The organism is Streptomyces sp. NPDC048417 (assembly GCF_040651615.1).
GTDB lineage: Bacteria > Actinomycetota > Actinomycetes > Streptomycetales > Streptomycetaceae > Streptomyces.
In genome coordinates this window covers 113,500-130,185 of record NZ_JBEZKI010000011.1, presented here as the reverse complement: position 1 = coordinate 130,185, position 16,686 = coordinate 113,500, and the positions used below count along the sequence as shown (strand labels likewise).

The 16,686-nt window shown below is 71.6% G+C and carries 14 protein-coding genes and 1 pseudogene; 10 read left to right on the top strand and 5 right to left on the bottom strand.

What is annotated here, in order from left to right:
• Positions 1-145 precede the first annotated feature (145 nt).
• Positions 146-1,660: a M81 family metallopeptidase gene (locus AB0D59_RS19070; protein WP_362566261.1), complete on the top strand. Its 1,515-nt coding sequence runs from the start codon at positions 146-148 to the stop codon at positions 1,658-1,660.
• A gap of 12 nt (positions 1,661-1,672) precedes the next feature.
• Here AB0D59_RS19070 and AB0D59_RS19065 read toward each other — a convergent pair whose 3' ends face one another.
• Positions 1,673-2,128: a TerB family tellurite resistance protein gene (locus tag AB0D59_RS19065; protein ID WP_351710270.1), complete on the bottom strand. Its 456-nt coding sequence runs from the start codon at positions 2,126-2,128 to the stop codon at positions 1,673-1,675.
• A gap of 171 nt (positions 2,129-2,299) precedes the next feature.
• On the opposite strand from AB0D59_RS19065, the gene AB0D59_RS19060 reads away from it, so the two are divergent.
• The 3 genes from AB0D59_RS19060 to tatA all read left to right on the top strand — a co-directional run bounded on the left by AB0D59_RS19060 (position 2,300) and on the right by tatA (position 5,555).
• Entirely contained in the window at positions 2,300-2,662 is a 363-nt protein-coding gene (locus AB0D59_RS19060; RefSeq protein WP_362566258.1) for a metalloregulator ArsR/SmtB family transcription factor, read from the top strand.
• A complete protein-coding gene (gene mgtA / locus AB0D59_RS19055; RefSeq protein WP_362566255.1) occupies positions 2,652-5,147 on the top strand; it encodes a magnesium-translocating P-type ATPase in 2,496 nt (831 codons plus the stop codon). The genes AB0D59_RS19060 and mgtA overlap by 11 nt, the downstream gene beginning before the upstream one ends.
• A 141-nt stretch (positions 5,148-5,288) precedes the next feature.
• Complete coding sequence (tatA, locus tag AB0D59_RS19050) at positions 5,289-5,555, top strand: Sec-independent protein translocase subunit TatA (protein ID WP_362566253.1); 267 nt, start codon at positions 5,289-5,291, stop codon at positions 5,553-5,555.
• A gap of 406 nt (positions 5,556-5,961) precedes the next feature.
• On the opposite strand, the gene AB0D59_RS19045 is transcribed toward tatA, so the two are convergent.
• The gene (locus AB0D59_RS19045) at positions 5,962-6,417 is read right to left on the bottom strand and encodes a DUF6114 domain-containing protein (protein ID WP_362566250.1); all 456 of its coding nucleotides are present in this window, start codon (positions 6,415-6,417) and stop codon (positions 5,962-5,964) included.
• The gene (locus tag AB0D59_RS19040; RefSeq protein WP_362566248.1) at positions 6,417-7,115 is read right to left on the bottom strand and encodes a DUF6230 family protein; all 699 of its coding nucleotides are present in this window, start codon (positions 7,113-7,115) and stop codon (positions 6,417-6,419) included. The genes AB0D59_RS19045 and AB0D59_RS19040 overlap by 1 nt, the downstream gene beginning before the upstream one ends.
• 613 nt (positions 7,116-7,728) lie before the next feature.
• On the opposite strand from AB0D59_RS19040, the gene AB0D59_RS19035 reads away from it, so the two are divergent.
• A complete protein-coding gene (locus AB0D59_RS19035; RefSeq protein ID WP_362566245.1) occupies positions 7,729-8,373 on the top strand; it encodes a Tat pathway signal sequence domain protein in 645 nt (214 codons plus the stop codon).
• A gap of 17 nt (positions 8,374-8,390) precedes the next feature.
• Here the strand turns inward: AB0D59_RS19035 and AB0D59_RS19030 are convergent, their stop codons facing one another.
• Positions 8,391-9,314, bottom strand: a complete 924-nt coding sequence (locus tag AB0D59_RS19030; RefSeq protein WP_362566242.1) for a lytic polysaccharide monooxygenase — start codon at positions 9,312-9,314, stop codon at positions 8,391-8,393.
• Positions 9,315-9,747: 433 nt separating this feature from the next.
• On the opposite strand from AB0D59_RS19030, the gene AB0D59_RS19025 reads away from it, so the two are divergent.
• Positions 9,748-10,395, top strand: a complete 648-nt coding sequence (locus AB0D59_RS19025) for a ScbR family autoregulator-binding transcription factor (protein ID WP_362566239.1) — start codon at positions 9,748-9,750, stop codon at positions 10,393-10,395.
• Between the two features lie 53 nt (positions 10,396-10,448).
• Positions 10,449-11,600 (top strand): damage-control phosphatase ARMT1 family protein, encoded by a 1,152-nt coding sequence (locus AB0D59_RS19020; RefSeq protein ID WP_362566236.1) that lies wholly within the window; start codon positions 10,449-10,451, stop codon positions 11,598-11,600.
• Positions 11,601-11,703: 103 nt separating this feature from the next.
• On the opposite strand, the gene AB0D59_RS19015 is transcribed toward AB0D59_RS19020, so the two are convergent.
• Entirely contained in the window at positions 11,704-13,293 is a 1,590-nt protein-coding gene (locus AB0D59_RS19015) for a serine/threonine-protein kinase (RefSeq protein WP_362566233.1), read from the bottom strand.
• A gap of 308 nt (positions 13,294-13,601) precedes the next feature.
• Between AB0D59_RS19015 and AB0D59_RS19010 the strand changes: the two are divergent.
• From AB0D59_RS19010 to cyc2, 3 genes and pseudogenes are all read left to right on the top strand, one after another.
• Positions 13,602-13,994: pseudogene (locus tag AB0D59_RS19010) on the top strand (FAD-dependent monooxygenase); the annotation flags it as partial.
• Entirely contained in the window at positions 13,958-14,203 is a 246-nt protein-coding gene (locus AB0D59_RS19005; protein WP_362566629.1) for a hypothetical protein, read from the top strand. The pseudogene AB0D59_RS19010 and the gene AB0D59_RS19005, both read left to right, overlap by 37 nt.
• 162 nt (positions 14,204-14,365) lie before the next feature.
• Positions 14,366-16,561 carry a germacradienol/geosmin synthase Cyc2 gene (gene cyc2, locus AB0D59_RS19000; protein WP_362566230.1) on the top strand — a complete coding sequence of 732 codons (2,196 nt, stop codon included), beginning with the start codon at positions 14,366-14,368 and terminating at the stop codon, positions 16,559-16,561.
• Positions 16,562-16,686 lie beyond the last annotated feature (125 nt).

Genomic DNA, 16,686 nt, shown 5'->3' with positions numbered 1-16,686 from the left:
ACCGGTCACCCCGCTCAGCCCCCGCCTCGCCGTCACCGGCCACCCGGGTCAGCCCTGCCCCGGCTGTCACCGGCCGGCCCGCCCCGCCCCGCCCCGTCCTCGGGTCCGCCGAATGCGTCCTGTCCCGTCCCGTTCCGGAGGAGCCATGTCACAGTCCCGCCCCGTCATCGCGATCGCCGGTCTTGGCATCGAGTCGTCCACCTTCTCCCCGGCCCGCACCGAGGCCCCCGCCTTCCACTCCCGGCGCGGCGCCGACGTCCTCACCGGCTACCCCTTCCTCGCGGAGGGCACCCCGCTGCGGGCCTCCGCCGACTGGCGCGGCGCCCTGGTCGGCAAGGCCCTGCCCGGCGGCACCGTGACGGCGGCCGCCTACCGCGCCCTCTCCGACGAACTCCTCGAGCGGGTCGCGGAGTTGGGTCCCCTCGACGGCCTCTGGTACGACATCCACGGTGCGATGACCGTCGAGGGCCTCGACGACGCGGAGGCCGAACTCCTGGCCCGTATCCGTGAGGTGACCGGCCCGGACACCCTGGTGTCGACCTCGATGGACCTGCACGGCAACGTCTCCGGCCGCCTTGTCCACCTGAGCGACCTGATCACCTGTTATCGCACGGCCCCGCACGAGGACACCCTGGAGACCAGGGAACGGGCCGCGCGCAACCTGCTCGGCCGGCTGGTGGACCGCGCGCCCCGGCCGGTCAAGGCCTGGATCCCGGTCCCGGTCCTGCTGGCCGGGGAACAGACCTCGACCCGGATCGAGCCCGCCAGGAGCGTGTACGCGGCGGTCGAGGAGGTGGCGGCGCGCCCCGGCGTCCTCGACGCGGCGATCTGGGTCGGCTACGCGTGGGCCGACGAACCGCGCAACCGGGCCGCCGTGGTGGTCACCGGGCAGGACCGGGCGGCGGTGACGGCGGGCGCCGAACAACTGGCGCTCGGCTTCTGGAAGGCCCGCCACGACTTCGCGTTCGTCGCGCCGACCGGCACTCTCGACGACTGTCTCGACGACGCCCTGGCCGCCACCGCCCGCCCCTACTTCATCAGCGACACCGGCGACAACCCGACGGCGGGCGGCGCCGGCGACGTGACCTGGGGACTTTGGCAGGTGCTGGCCCGGCCGGAGTTCCGGGACGCGTCCGGCCCGCAGGTCGTCTACGCCTCGCTGCCCGGCCCCGCCGCCGTCGAGGCCGCCGTCCGGGCCGGCGTCGGCGCGACCGTCACCGTCACCGCCGGTGCCGAGGTCGACGACCGGCACTGCGGACCACTCACGCTGACCGGCGTGGTCCAGGCGATCCGGCACGGCGACCGGGACGCCGGGACCGAGGTCGTCCTCCGGGTCGGCGGTGTCCACGTGATCCTGACCCGGCTGCGCAAGCCGTACCACCACGAGCACGACTTCACCGACCTGGACCTGGATCCGCGGACCGCCGACATCGTGATCGTCAAGATCGGCTACCTGGAGCCCGAGCTGTACGCCATGGCCGCGGACTGGAAGATGGCCCTCACCCCGGGCGGCGTCGACCAGGACCTCGCCCGTCTTGGCCACCACCGGGTCCGCCGCCCCCTGTTCCCCTTCGACCCGGGGATGCCGGACCCGGATCTGCGGGCCCGGATCATCCCGGCGTCGAACGAACCGGCCACCGTGTCCGGGGCCGAGGAGTGAGGACCGCGCCGGTCAGAGGTCGAACTCGTGCGGCGGCAGGTCGAGGGTGAAGCAGGCCTCGCGGACCACGGCCTGCTCGGTCTTGTCGAAGTCGCCGTCCGCGCCGCCGATCACGATGCCGATCTGGATGACGGCACGCGCCTCGGCCGGCTTCTTCTTCGCCTTGGCGACCTCCTGGAGCACGCTCACCTTGCCGAAGGCGAAATCGGCGGTCAGCTTGTTCAGGTTCTCCTCGAAACGACGGCGCAGGTCGTCCGCCGGGAAGTTCTGCAGCACCTCGTTGGTGGAGATGAGCTGGGCGACCCGCTGCCGCTCCGCCGGATCGATGGTGCCGTCGGCAGCCGCCACGAGCGCGCACATCGCCATGCTCGCATCGCGGAACGCACCGCTCTTCAAGTCGTTCTTCTTCGCCACGAGCTGGGTCTGCATCTGCGTCGCGGAGTCCTTGATGCGGTCCCACAGAGCCATGCGCACTCACTCCTCGGTCGGTATGTGCTTGCCAAGAGCCTTGCTTGCCAAGAATTTACTTCTACAACAACGTAGAAACTGACGCGGTCACGGAGAAGTTCCCGCGTCCTAGACTGTTTCCTTCGATCCGGAACGGGTCCCCTCGACGCGGTGGACAGGAGGAGTACGACAGTGGCGACAGCGCACGGCGGTGGCTACGACGACCCCTCCGCGGACGTGCTCACGGAGGCGGCCGCGGCCTTCGGGCTGCTCGCCTCGCCCGCCCGGCTGCACATCGTCTGGGCGCTGGCGCAGGGCGAGAGCGATGTCACCGGCCTCGCCGAGCGGGTCGGCGGCGCGCTGCCCGCCGTCAGCCAGCACCTCACCAAGCTGAAGCTCGCCGGCCTGGTCCACTCCCGCCGGGAGGGCCGCCGCCAGGTGTACCTGGTGGACGACCCGGACGTCGTCGATGTCGTACGCCTCCTCGTCGACCGCCTCACCGCCCGCACCACCGGCGCCGAACTCCCGGCCCCTCGCCGCCTCCGTGGTCTCTGAGGGCGAGGCCGCCACCGCGCTGCAGGTGCTGCGCCGGCTGCACACGGGACCGCGGGGACTGACCGAGGCCGAGGCCGCGGCCCGGCTCGCCGTCGTCGGCGAGAACACCCCGCCCCTGCCGCACACGGCCTCGTGGCCGCTGCGCTGCGCCCGGGCCCTGCGCGACCCCTTCACCGCCGTCCTGCTCACCCTCGGCCTGGTCTCCGCCGCCGTCGCCTCCTGGGGCACGGCCGTGGTGATCCTCACCCTGGTCGCGGTCAGCTGCGGGCTGCGCGCCGCCGGGGAGCACCGCGCCGACCGCTCCCTGGCCGCCCTGCGCGACTTCGTCGCCGGCACCGCCACCGTGCTGCGCCGCACCGGGGCGGAGGCGGCTCCGCGGGCCCGGGAGGTCCCGGTCGCCGAGCTGGTCCCGGGCGACGTCGTACGGCTCGGCCCCGGAGACCTGGTCCCGGCCGACGTACGACTGCTGCGCGCCCGTGGGCTGACCGTGCACCAGGCCGTGCTCACCGGCGAATCGGCGCCCGTCGCCAAGGCCGCCGCAGAGACCCCCGACGCGGGCGACGCGGGTCCCTTCCAGGAGCCGTACCTCTGTTTCCAGGGCAGCGGGGTCGCCTCGGGCAGTGCCACGGCGGTCGTCGTGGCTACGGGGGAGCGGACCCGGTTCGCCGCCGCGCAGAGCGCGGCGGGCGGGCGGCGGGCGGCGAGCGCCTTCGACCGGTCCGTGCACGGCATCTCCTGGGTGCTGATCCGGTTCATGCTGCTCACCCCGCCGCTGGTCCTCATGGCCAACGCCGCGCTGCGCGGCCGGGGTCTGGAGACGCTGCCCTTCGCGGTCGCGGTCGCCGTCGGGCTCACCCCCGAGATGCTCCCGGTGATCGTCACCACCTGTCTGGCCCGGGCCGCCGCCCTGCTCGCCCGCACCCACCGGGTCGTCGTACGACGGCTGCCCGCGCTGCACGACCTCGGCGCGGTCGACGTCCTCTGCCTCGACAAGACCGGCACCCTCACCCAGGACCGCCCCGTCGTCGAACGCGCCCTCGGTCCCGACGGGCAGGACGACCCGGAGGTGCTGCGCTGGGCGGCGGTCGGCGCCTGGTGGACCCTTCAGCTCGCCGAACTGCCCGCCGCCGACGCCCTGGACGAGGCCCTGCTCACCGCGGCCGGACCGGTGGGCGAGGACCACGACGGCATCGGCGCGCTCCCCTTCGCCCCCGGGCGGCGCACCGCCACCGCCGTCGTCGCCGGCCGCCTCGGCACCCATGTCCTCGTCACCAAGGGCGCCGCCGAGGACGTACTGGACCGCTGCGACCTCGACCCCGCCGAACGCCGGCGCCACCTCGCCCTCGCCGCCCGCGAGGCCGGCGCCGGGCTGCGCGTCCTCGCCGTCGCCACCGCCGAAGCACCCGCCCGCACCCGCCCCTACACGGCCGCCGACGAAGACGGCCTGACCTTCCGGGGCCTGGTCACCTTCCGGGACGCCCTCGCCCCCGGCGCCGCCGAGGCCCTGCGCGGCATCACCGGCCTCGGCATCACCGTCCGCGTCCTCACCGGCGACCACCCCGCCACGGCCGCCCGCGCCTGCCGGGACCTCGGACTGGACGCGGAGCGGGTGACCGTGGCCGGTGATTCCCTCGACCTGGACGCCGGCGTCGTCGCCCGCTGCACTCCCGAGGACAAGGCCCGTATCGTCAGCGGGCTGCGCGCCGCCGGGCACACCGTCGGCTTCCTCGGCGACGGCGTCAACGACATCCCCGCCCTGCGCGCGGCCGACGTCGGGATCGCGCCCCGCACGGCCGTGGACCTCGCCCGCGAGACCGCCGACGTCGTGCTCGCCGAGAAGGAACTCGGCGCGATCGGGCACGCCGTCTCCGCCGGCCGGTACAGCAGCGCCAACATCGCCTCCTATCTGCGGGTCACGCTCTCCTCCAACCTCGGCAACGTCATCGCGATGCTCTCGGCCGGCCTGCTGCTCCCCTTCCTGCCGATGCTCCCGGCCCAGGTGCTCGTCCAGAACCTCTGCTTCGACGCCGCCCAGCTCGCCTTCGCCCACGACCGCCCCGGCCCGGCGGCACTGCGCCGCCCGACCGTGCTGCGACCGCGCGCCTTCCTGCGGTTCATCACCGGCTTCGGCGTGCTCAACGCGATCGCCGACCTCGCCACCTTCGGCGTGCTCGCGCTCGCCCTGCGCGGCCCCGACGCCCTCGACGACCAGGCCGTCTTCCACTCGGCGTGGTTCACCGAGAACCTGCTCACCCAGGCCCTGGTGATGTTCCTGCTGCGCGGCGGCACCAGGCCCGGGCCCATCGGCCGGGCCGCCGCCGCGCTCGCCGCCGTCGGCCTGCTGCTCCCGCCCAGCCCCCTGGGCGCGGCCCTCGGCATGACCGGGCTGCCGCCCGCCTACCCGCTGTTGCTCGCCGCCGTCCTGGCGCTGTACGCCGTGGCCCTGAGGGCGGTGCGGGCACGCCACGACCGACGCCGGTCGTAGCGATCACGGGGCCGTGTCAGGGGCTCCACCTCCCAGCCCGGGTTGTACAGTTGCGCAATGTAGCAATCGTCGCTGCCCGGCCCGGGTGCAGGAAGCACTCTCCGTCGGCACGGAACAACGTGAGAATGGGAGGGGGCGGTCATGCTCCGCAACGGACTCGAACCCTGGCATCTGCTGATCGTCGCGATCGTCTTCATCGTGCTCTTCGGCTCCCGGAAGCTGCCCGACACCGCCCGGGCCCTGGGCAAGTCGATGCGCATCCTCAAGAGCGAGGCGAAGGCGATGAAGGCGGACGACACGGCGGCACCCGTGGAGCCGGCGTCGGTACAGAGGTCGGCGGAGCCGGCCGCGGCCCCCGTGCGGCCGGAGCCCGGGAAGGTCACCGAGCCGACCGGCACGACGAGCTGACGGCTCCTGATCCCGTACTGGCGCACGGACGGCCTCGTCGGACCCGCCGCCGGCGCGCCGCAGGACCGGTTCCCGCAGCGGCCGAGGCGAGAATTCGCACCGGCTGCGGCGGGGTATGCGCGGGACCTGAAGGAACTCAAGTGTGCCGATCAGGAATTCCGCGTCCGGGCAACCGAAGGTCCGGGTGCTCCGCCGGAGAGAATTCGGGACCTTTGAAACACGCTGTTCAGTGATGTGGGCGGTTGGGACCAGGCGTGCGAAGCCGCCGCCGTGCTGCGCCAGGCCACGGTACGAATTGGTCGGCGACGCCGAATCCCCCCAGCGGATGCTGTCGGGAGAGCGGGCGTCTGCCCCCGCACATACGGAAGAGGCGGACCGAATTCGTCGGCTCGCCTCTTCCCCGGTTTCAGGCCGGCTCTCCCGCACCGTCCCCGAAACCCTGCGCGGCAGCCCGCGCAGCCCTGCGCCGCTTGCGTCGGCTGATCCGCGGCCCCTGGTTCGGCAGCCAGCCGAAGATCATGCAGCTGCCGACGGCTCCGAGGGCGAGGCCGACGAAGAAACCGCCCAGGTTGGAGGTGACCCAGCTGCCCAGGGAGCACAGGACGCCGACGATGGAGTAGAAGAGGCGCTGCGAGGGGCTGAAGAGGGCCAGCAGGCCGCACACCACCATCACCACCGGCAGCAGATAGCCCGCCACGCCCTGCATGCCGACATGTATGACGACCTTCAGCGAGGCCTTCTCGGTGAGCAGGATCCACCCGCCCCCCAGAGTCAGCAGCAGCCCGCCCCAGAACGGCCGACGGGCCCGCCAACCGCGGAAGGCGGGCCGCCACCCCTCATGTGGAGTGTCTGTGCCGGACATCAGCAACCCGTGTCACTGAAGCTGAGTCTCAGGCCGGGAAGCGTGAACGTCCCAGCTGTGGTCTTGTAGTTCGTCTGCCGCAGGTTGTCGATGTGCACGGTGTCGGCCTGCTGGCTGAAGACGCCCAAAGGTCCCTTGACTCCGGCCTTGGTGAGTGTGCTCGCGTCGTTGCCGATCTCGATGTTGTCGAAGGACGCGTCGCCCGTCAGCAGGGTCGAGTCGGTGGTCAGATCGGTCGCCTCCACCTTCGACGCGCCGCTGCCCGCCTTGATGAGCAGGTTGGTGCCGCCGAGGTCGACGCTCTGGCACAGGCTGTCCAGGGTCGCCTTCTTGATCGCGGAGGTGACAACCAGTACCTGGCCGCCGGTGTCACCGGCGTTCGGGCTGCCGTCGGCCATGGTGTCGAGCCCGCCGAACTGCTCGAAGCCGGTGCCCTGGAGTGACTTGGCGGTGACCGTGAAGGGCATGCCGGAGATGTAGAACGACACCCCCAGTGCCCCCTGGGCGGTCAGGACCGCGAGGCCGGCGAGGGCCAGGGTGGCCGGGACGGCCATCACGGCGGCACGGCGTGCGCGGACCCGTCCCCGTCTCTGTCCTCCTCCGGTTGCCCCGGCGGTGTCTGGTGTGTCGGAAAGAGAACCGCTTCCCGGGCTCTCAGGCGTGTTGTCGGCGGACGGAACGTCCGGGGACGAGGCCATGTCTGCTCCCATGCATTGAGTCACGCGGGTTGGGCTTCAGTGGCACGTTGTCCTGGCGCGGACAGCGGCTGCCGCGCACGCCTCCTCACAACTCCCGGCGGACGCAAGGACTTTCTGGTTACGCAGCAGTAGCCATGCCGCAAGTTACCGGCGGTTACTTTAATGGGTCAAGGCTGTTGTGAAAAAAGGGTGTTGAATATGCGTCAATTGTGTTCCGACCTCGCATTCCCTTGATCGGTTGTTCAACTCCCTTGACTGGCCTTGACGTTGACGGTTGATCAGGTCTACAACTCTCCCTGGTCTCTTTCGGATCCGTGGCGCCGGATCCGCCGAGCGGCATCGGCCGCTTCCCGGCCTCTTCGATCACCGCTCCGCTCACGGCGTCGGCACGGTCGCTTCCCCCAGGGGCCGTACCCGAACGCCCTCAACCGGCCCGGCCGGAGGCCTAACCCCCCCAGGCTTTCGGCCGGTGTCCGGCTCGGTTGCCGTTGCCGGTCCGTCACGTACGGAGAAGGCGTCACGGGCCGGCAACGGCTGGCGGCGCATACGCGCCCGCCCTGAGCCCCACCTCTCCTCACCCCACGCAAGTCCCCCAAGGAAAGAGGCAACCCGCATGCGTACGCGATCCCTCCTCGCCCTCGCCGCTACCGTCGCCGCCCTCTCGGTCGCGGCCACCGTGCCCGCCTCCGCCGACGGCGCCGTGCTCACCACCGGCAGCGCCGGCGGCACCGCCGTCGCGGTCGGTGACACCCTCAGCGCGTCGCTGGCCAGCGGCACCACCGCCACCCTCTACTCCAGCGCCACCAGCACCAGCGGCATCACCTGTGCGGCCTCGACCTTCACCGCGACGGTCACCGACAACCCGGCCGCCTCCGGCACCGCCACCGAGTCGGCCACCGGGCAGACCTTCGGCAGCTGCACCAGCAACGTGACCGGCGTGACCGGTGTCTCCAGCATCACGGTCGACAACCTGCCGTACACCACCGCGGTCTCCTCGGACGGCACGGTCGCGGTCACCCCGGCGAGCGGCACGACCATTCAGACCACGGTCAAGCTGACCACCCTGCTGGGCAGCATCACCTGTGTCTACCAGGCCGCCAGCCTGGCCGGCACGAGCTCCAACACCGACAACAGCCTCGCCTTCAGCAACCAGGCGTTCACGAAGTCCTCCGGCTCCATCCTCTGCCCCTCCGCCGGTTACTTCACCGCCAAGTACGCCCCGGTCACCGACAACGGCGCCGCCGTCTTCGTCAACTGACCCTGTCGTAAAGGCCGTTAGCGTCGACGCAGACGCAACGCCAGGGCGGCGCCCCCGGTGAGCACCAGCACCGCGGCGGCGCCGCCCGCCAGCAGTGGCGCCGACGGGCCCGAGCCCGGGTTCGTGTCGGAGGCCACGGGAGTGCTGTCGGCGGCGGTTCCGGTCTTTGGGGAGACCGTGGCCGCCGCGGTCTGCCGTGTCGGGACGGCAACGCTCTTCGAAGCGGAGGGAGTCGGGCGCTCGGAAGCGCTCGGCGTCGGCGTGGCACTCGCCCGCGGCCGTGCGCTCGCCGTCGCCCCGCCGTCCTTCTTCGCGGTGAACACCACGTCGGAACACGAGTAGTAGGTGTCCGTCGTGCTGCTGTTCTGCCAGATCGTGTACAGCATCTGACGACCCGTCCGGTCGGCCGGCAGTTTCGCGGTGAAGTGGTACGCCCCGTTCGTCAGCGCCGGGTCCTTGAACTCGGCGAACGGCTGTGCGGGCAGCTCGGACCACGTCAGCGGCTTCGTCGGGTCGTACCCCTGCCGCGTCAGATACAGCTTGAACGTGCCGGCGTGCGCGATCGTCGAGGCGTACGTCATCGTCATCCGGGCGCCCGGGGTCAACCGGGTCGCGGGCCAGTCCGCGCGCGCCAGGTCGAGCCCCTTGTACGCCGGCAGGTTGCCGCTGCACAACTTGCCGTCCGGAATCACCTGCCGGTCACGGCCGTTGACCCCCGCCACCCGCAGGTTGTCCCACGCCACGAAGTTCTGCCCGCTCGCCGCGATCGCCGCCTTGCAGGCAGCCGTCGCCGCGCTGCCGCCGCTGGGGGAGCAGGCGTAGACCCGGCTGACCGGGTCGGTGGGTGCGCCGTGCGCCTGGGCGGACCCCGCCGCACACGACAGCAGCAGCAGCGGAGCCGCGACGGCGGCTCCCGTCAGGCGGGCGGTCGTCCGGGTCATCGGGACGTCTCCTAGGCAGGCGCGGGTACGGGGTCTGCTGAGGTGAGTACGGGATCCGGGCGCGTACCGTTCACTGCGGTTGATCACGGGCAGGGCGGTGTGTGGGGCGCCGACCGGGTCGTCCGGTTTGCGGACTGCGCAGGCGGCATTGAGAACCGACCATCCGGCTCGTATCGTGGTGATCGCCGATGTGCGCCCGGCCGTCCGCATCGGCTTGGGAAACTGGCACGAACACGAGGGAGCGGCGTGTTCTGATCTCGTGCGTTTGCGCAGTGTGGCCGCCGATCGCGAGGCCACGCCCGTGACTTGCACGTGTCCGTCACCAGGTCCGCACAGGTTGCCTCCCGTTCCCTCACGGTGAGCTATCGTGTGCACGGGGTAAAAAACAAACCGCATGCCCCGTCGGTTTGGAGCCGTGAGGAGCGTTGAGTCGATGGCGAGGCAGTTACGCGCGGAGCAGACCCGCGCCACGATCATCACGGCCGCCGCCGACCTCTTCGACCGGCGTGGCTACGAATCCACCAGTCTGAGTGAGATCGTCGAACACGCGAAGGTCACCAAGGGGGCGCTCTACTTCCACTTCGCCGCCAAGGAGGACCTGGCGCACGCCATCATGGAGCTCCAGTCCCGCACCTCCAGCCAGTTGGTGAAGGAGTTGGACAGCCGCGGGTACTCCTCGCTGGAGGCCCTGATGCGCACCACGTTCGCGATCGCCCGGCTCTCCGTCGACGGCCCGATCCCGCGCGCCGGGCTGCGGCTCGCCACCGCGGACGTCAGCGTACGGCCGCCGCTGAGGCATCCGTTCACGGAGGGCCTGGAGTTCGCCACGCGCAAACTCCTGGGCGCGGTCAAGGAGTCCGACGTCCACCCGGACATCGACGTCGGCGCGGTCGCCCACTCCCTGGTCTGCTTCTTCGTCGGCACCCGGGTCGCCGGACGCAACCTGGAGCCGGTGGCACGACTGCCGCGCAGGGTCGCGGAGATGTGGTACCTGATGATCCGTGGCCTGGTCCCGGTGCACCGGCGCGCCCGCTACCTGACCCTCGCCACCCAGCTGGAGCGCGAGATCAGAACGGCGTGACCGGCGCCGCCGGTTCGGCGGAGCCGGGCATCCCGCGCGATAGCGTGGCGCCCATGCCCGACTCCGCCGCCGCACCCGTGATCCTCGGCTCCACCGGCCCGTTCCCGCACAGCGTGCTGGCCGAACGGCACCCCGCGATCATCCGCCAGGTGCGGGACGCCTTCCCCTACGGCCCCGGACAGCACCGCGCCCTCGACGCGCTGCTGCACAACTGCACCGACGGCGTGATCGAACCCGTGCCCGACGGCGACCGGTGGCGCGGCTGGGGCCTGGACAGTTACCTCGGGCAGTCCTGGTTCGACGTGCCGTGGCTGTGGTCCGAGAGCTACTTCTACCGCCGGCTCCTGGACGCCGTCGGCTACTTCGGCCCCGGCCCCTGGCAGGGCATCGACCCCTTCCGGCCCTCCAAGCTCGCCGAACTCGACGCCAAGGAGACCGACGAGGAACTGGCCGCGCTGGACGCCCTTGACGACGACCCGGACCGCGCCCTGCTGCACGGCTCCCTCTGGGGCAACCGCGCCGACCTGGGATTCCGCCTCTCCGCCGAGTCCGGCGAGGCCGTCTCCGCACTGGTCGACGACGACAGCGCCGACCTGTGGCCGCTGCTCCGGGGCGGCACCCTGTGCCTCGTCGCCGACAACGCGGGCCGTGAACTCGTCCCCGACCTGCTGCTGATCGCCCACCTCCTGGACACCGGGCGGATCGCCAACGCTGTCCTGCACATCAAGCCGTACCCCTACTACGTCTCCGACGCCACGACCGCCGACGTGCTCGACGCCCTGCGCAGGCTCACCGCCGCGCCCGGTGCGGCCGCCGGGTACGGCCGCACCCTCTGGTCGGCGATGTCGGACGGCCGGCTCGCCGTGCGCGCCCACCCCTTCTCCTGCGCCCCGCTGCCGTACACCGAGATGCCCGGGGACCTGCGCGCCGAGTTCGCCTCCGCCGCCCTCACGATCTTCAAGGGCGACCTCAACTACCGCCGTCTGGTGGGTGATCGGCTCTGGCCGGCGACCACCCCCTTCGCCGAGGTCACCGCCTGGTTCCCGGGTCCGGTGGCCGCATTGCGGACCCTCAAGTCCGACGTGATCACCGGCCTGGCCGCGGACACCGAGGCGGCCCTGGACGCAGCCGAGGGGCAGCGCTGGCGTACGGCCGGCACCCACGCCCTGATCCAGGTCAACGCACGTACATCTGCGGGGACTTGATGCGGTTGGCGAAGTCGGAGGCCAGCCACTCGGCGGGCCCGGCCGGCTCCAGGGGTACGACCACGGTGAGCCGCCCGGCGGGGCCCGGCAAGGGACATCGCACCTAGGTCGTCTGCCAGACCGTCAGGTCCGTCATCAGGAAGCTGCCCCCGCTGTCCGGCAGCGCGTCCGACTTCACCTGGATCACGAACAGGGCGATGTCGCCGTCGCGGTCCTTGGCGCAGATCTCGCTTCCGGCCGCCACCGCGGCCAGCTGGATGCTGTGGCTGGTGGCGTCGCCGAGCAGTTGACGGCACACCTTCAGAGAGCCGCGCGGGTCTCCCAGCACGTCGACGAGCACGCTGGTCCGGCTCTCCAGCGAGCAACCGTCCTTGGCGCACACGAAGCGGACGTCGCCCTTGCGGTCCTTGCGCTCGGCCCGCGCGTCGATGTCGACGGAGTTCTTCTCGTCGAGGAACTCGGCGGGGTAGGGGTAGGCGACTGTGTGCGGCGACGGTGACGTGCTCGGGGACGCCGACGTGCTGGGCGTACGGCCCGAGGACGCACCGCTGTCCTTGCCGGACACCGTCCCACGGGATGTGCTGGACGAGGACTCCGCCTCGACCCGCCGGCGGACCCAGGCGTCCGTGTCTCTGACGATCAACACCACGGCCGTCATCATCAGCGCGACCGACGTCATGGCGGCGGCCGCTATCAGCGTCTTACGACGGAGGCTCATCGGCTGCCCCGCCGACGGCGTCGGCAGCGGTCTCGTCCCCGGCGGGACGGGGTAGGCCCAGGTGGGTTCCGCGACCGGCGCCGGAACCGTCACCTCCGGACCGGTCAGCTCCTGCCACACGGCCGGCCCCGCGCCCGCGTCGGCGTCCGGGCCCAGCCGACCCCGGCACCACTCGACGATCTCCGCCAGGGTGGCCCGCCGCTCCGGATCGGCGTCCAGACAGCGGGCGATCAGCGGGCGCAACTCCTCCGGCAGCAGGCTGAGATCGGGCTTCGAATGGACGATCCGGTACAGCACGTTGACCGCCGGGCCGTCTCCGTACAGCGGCTCGCCCAGCGCTGCGAACGCCGCCGTCTGGCCGAGTGCGAAGACATCGGTCGCCGGGGTGACCTCGCCCCCGGACGCCTGCTCGGGGGCCATGAACGAGGGCGTGCCGATGGCGGTGCCCGTGGCGGTGTGGAAGGTGGCGTCGGCGGCCAGCGAGATACCGAAGTCGATCACGCGCGGGCCGTCCGAGGCCAGCAGCACGTTCGACGGCTTCAGGTCCCGGTGCACGATGCCCGCGCCATGGATGGCCTGCAGCGCCTCGGCCACCCCCGCCATCAGCCACAGCACCGCCGGCAGCGGCAGCGGTCCGCGTCGCCCGACGACGTCGGAGAGAGCGGGCCCGGGCACGTACAGCGTGGCCAGCCAGGGCGGTACGCCGTCCGCGTCGGCGTCGATGAGTTCGGCGGTGTACGCGCCCCGGACCCGGCGGGCCGCGGTGATCTCCCTGCGGAACCGGCGCCGGAAGTCGGGGTCGTCGGCCAGCTCCGGCCGCACCACCTTGATGGCCACCGGCCGGCCGCCTTGGGTGTGCGACAGGTAGACCCGGCCCATGCCGCCCGCGCCGAGCCGTACGGCGAGCCGGTAACCGGCCACCATCGGTGGATCGTCCGCCTGCAGCGGTTGGAACACCCCGGTCGCGTTGTTCATCGGCCCCCGCCCCCTGATCCGCTGGTCCGGCGAATGGACCAACAGCGGCAGCCTAAAGGATGCCCTGTGAAACCTTCGGGGGAGGATGCCCGTCCGGAGCGGGCGGCGGAAGCGACCGGCGGAAAAGCACCGGCGGAAAAGCAAAGGCAAGGAGTTCTTCGACTCCTTGCCACTCTCAACGTACAGCGCACCGGGGGCCTTGCGGCAAGGCCCGGTCGGTGCTGCAGAATCTCGGGCCGAAGCCGGTACCTGCGGAAATCATTGATCCGTGACGTGTGCGTGCCTTTATTTTCCTATGGGGGATTTTGATGCTCGATGTGATCACTGCCGGTGGTGGGCCCACCGGACTGATGCTGGCGAGCGAACTGCGGCTGCACGGTGCGCGGGTGCTCGTGCTGGAGAAGGAGGCGGTGCCGACCGGCCAGTCCCGCGCGCTCGGCCTGCATGCGCGCAGTGTCGAGATAATGGGCCAGCGCGGATTGCTGGAGCGGTTTCTCGCGCTCGGCCAGAAGTTCGCGGCCCCCGGTTTCTTCGCCGGCATTCTCGTGCCGTGGCCCGACCGGCTGGACGCCGCGCACTCCTATGTCCTCGGCATTCCGCAGACCACCACCGAACGCCTGCTGGCCGAACACGCCGGGAAACTCGGCGCCGAGATCCGGCGTGGCTGCGAACTGGTCGGGCGGAGCCAGGACAAGGACGGCCCGGCCGGCTCTCGGCGGCGGGCTGGGCCGACCGGGTCGACCATGTCGTCGACGTCGGCGAGGAAGTCGACCACGTCGTCGACGTCGGCGAGGAACTGGACGTGCCCGCCGTACTGCTGCGGCCGGACGGGCACGTGGCGTGGGCCGGCGAGGACCAGCGGGAGTTGTCCGGAGTGCTGCCCAAGTGGTTCGGCGCTGCCGCCGGTTGAGCATGTCGGCCCGGTCCGGAGGCGAGGCCGGAGTGCGAGGCGCGACCGGCCGACGCCACACCGGCCCGCCGAAGTTCCCGGATTCCGACCCGGTTCACGCGATGGTGTGATCATGTGCCCTGCGGTGGATGGGCGTTGGAGCCCACGGGTAGGGCCCCGGCCATGACGCAGCCGTTCGAACTCCCGCACTTCTACATGCCGTATCCCGCGCGGCTCAACCCGCACCTGGAGGAGGCCCGGGCCCACTCCACCGAGTGGGCTCGCGAGATGGGCATGCTGGAGGGTTCCGGGATCTGGACCCAGGCCGACCTGGAGGCACACGACTACGGCCTGCTGTGCAGCTACACCCACCCCGACTGCGACGGCCCGGCCCTGTCGCTGATCACCGACTGGTACGTGTGGGTGTTCTTCTTCGACGACCACTTCCTCGACATGTACAAGCGCACCCAGGACCGCGCCGCCGGCAAGGCCCATCTCGACCGGCTCCCGCTGTTCATGCCGCTCGACCCCGCGACGCCCGTGCCGGAGCCCCAGAACCCGGTCGAGGCGGGCCTCGCCGACCTGTGGGCGCGCACGGTGCCGTCGATGTCGGTCGACTGGCGCCGCCGCTTCTCGGTCGCCACCGAGCATCTGCTGAACGAGTCGATGTGGGAACTGGCCAACATCAACGAGGGGCGGATCGCCAACCCCGTCGAATACATCGAGATGCGCCGCAAGGTCGGCGGCGCTCCCTGGTCGGCGGGGCTCGTCGAGTACGCGACGGCCGAGGTGCCCGCGGCCGCCGCCGGGACGCGGCCGCTGCGGGTGCTGATGGAGACCTTCGCCGACGCCGTCCACCTGCGCAACGACCTGTTCTCCTACCAGCGCGAGGTGGAGGACGAGGGTGAGAACAGCAACGGCGTGCTGGTCCTGGAGACCTTCTTCGACTGCACCACCCAGGAGGCCGCCGACACGGTCAACGACATCCTCACCTCCCGCCTGCGCCAGTTCGAGCACACCGCCCTCACCGAAGTGCCCGCCCTGGCCGTCGAGAAGGGCCTCGCCCCGGACCAGGCCGCCGCGATCGCCGCCTACACCAAGGGTTTGCAGGACTGGCAGTCCGGCGGCCACGAATGGCACATGCGGTCCAGCCGCTACATGAACCAGGGCGCCACCCGGTCCTCCCCCTGGCAGCACCTGACCGGGCCCGGCACCTCCGCCGCCGACGTCGGCGCCCTGCTGGCCTCGGCCGCCGCGATGGGGGCACCACCCACGCCTTTTAGGCAGTGGGGGAGTTTGCGGGCCTACTCCCATGTGCCCTTCCAGCAGGTCGGCCCCTCCCTCCTGCCCGACTTCCACATGCCCTACGAGGTCGAGCTCAGCCCGCACCTCGACGCCGCCCGCCCCCGGCTGACCGCCTGGATGCACGGCACCGGCATGCTCGCCGAGGGCGTCTGGGACGAGGACAAACTGGCCGCCTCCGACCTGGTGCTCTGCTCCGCCGGCCTCGACCCGGACGCCACCCCCGAGGAACTCGACCTCAGCGCCTGCTGGCTGGCCTGGGGCACCTACGCGGACGACTACTACCCCCTGGTCTTCGGCACCCGGCGCGACCTGGCCGGCGCCCGGCTCGCGACGGCTCGCCTCTCCGCCTGCATGCCCCTCGCCGACGAGCCCGTCCCCGTGCCGGCCACCGGCATGGAGCGCGGACTGATCGACCTGTGGGCCCGCACGACCGCCGGGATGGGCCCCGAAGACCGGCTGGCTCTCAGGCAGTCCGTCGACAGCATGACCGAGAGCTGGCTCTGGGAGATGTCCAACCAGCTCCAGCACCGCATCCCCGACCCCGTCGACTTCCTGGAGATGCGCCGGGCCACCTTCGGCTCCGACCTCACCCTGAGCCTGGCCCGCCGCGGCCAGGGCCCCGCCATCCCCGCGGAGGTCTACCGCAGCGGCCCGGTCCGCTCCCTGGAGAACGCCGCGATCGACTACGGCATGCTCGTCAACGACGTCTTCTCGTACCAGAAGGAGATCCAGTACGAGGGCGAGTTCCACAACGCGATCCTCGTCGTCCAGAACTTCTTCGGCGTCGACTACCCGACCGCGCTCCGCGTCGTGCACGACCTGATGACCCAGCGGATGCAGCAGTTCGAGCATGTCGTCGGCAATGAACTCCCGGTCCTGTACGACGACTTCGACCTGTCCGCCGAGGCCCGTGCGGCCATGGACGGTTATGTCCGCGATCTGCAGAACTGGATGGCCGGAATCCTGAACTGGCACCAACGGGTCGACCGCTACAAGGCGGACCACCTGGCCCGCCGGGCCCACGGCTTCCTGCCGGACCGCCCCCCGCTCGCCCCGGCGCTCCCCGTGGGCTGACGCCGCGTGTCCCCACCGGTGAGCCGTGCCATCGCCGCCGGTGCCGGCGCGGGGCCTCTCCCGGGGCCCCGCGCCGGCCGCGGGCTGCCCTACGCCGACTCGGGCACCCTCTCCCAGGCGTGGGT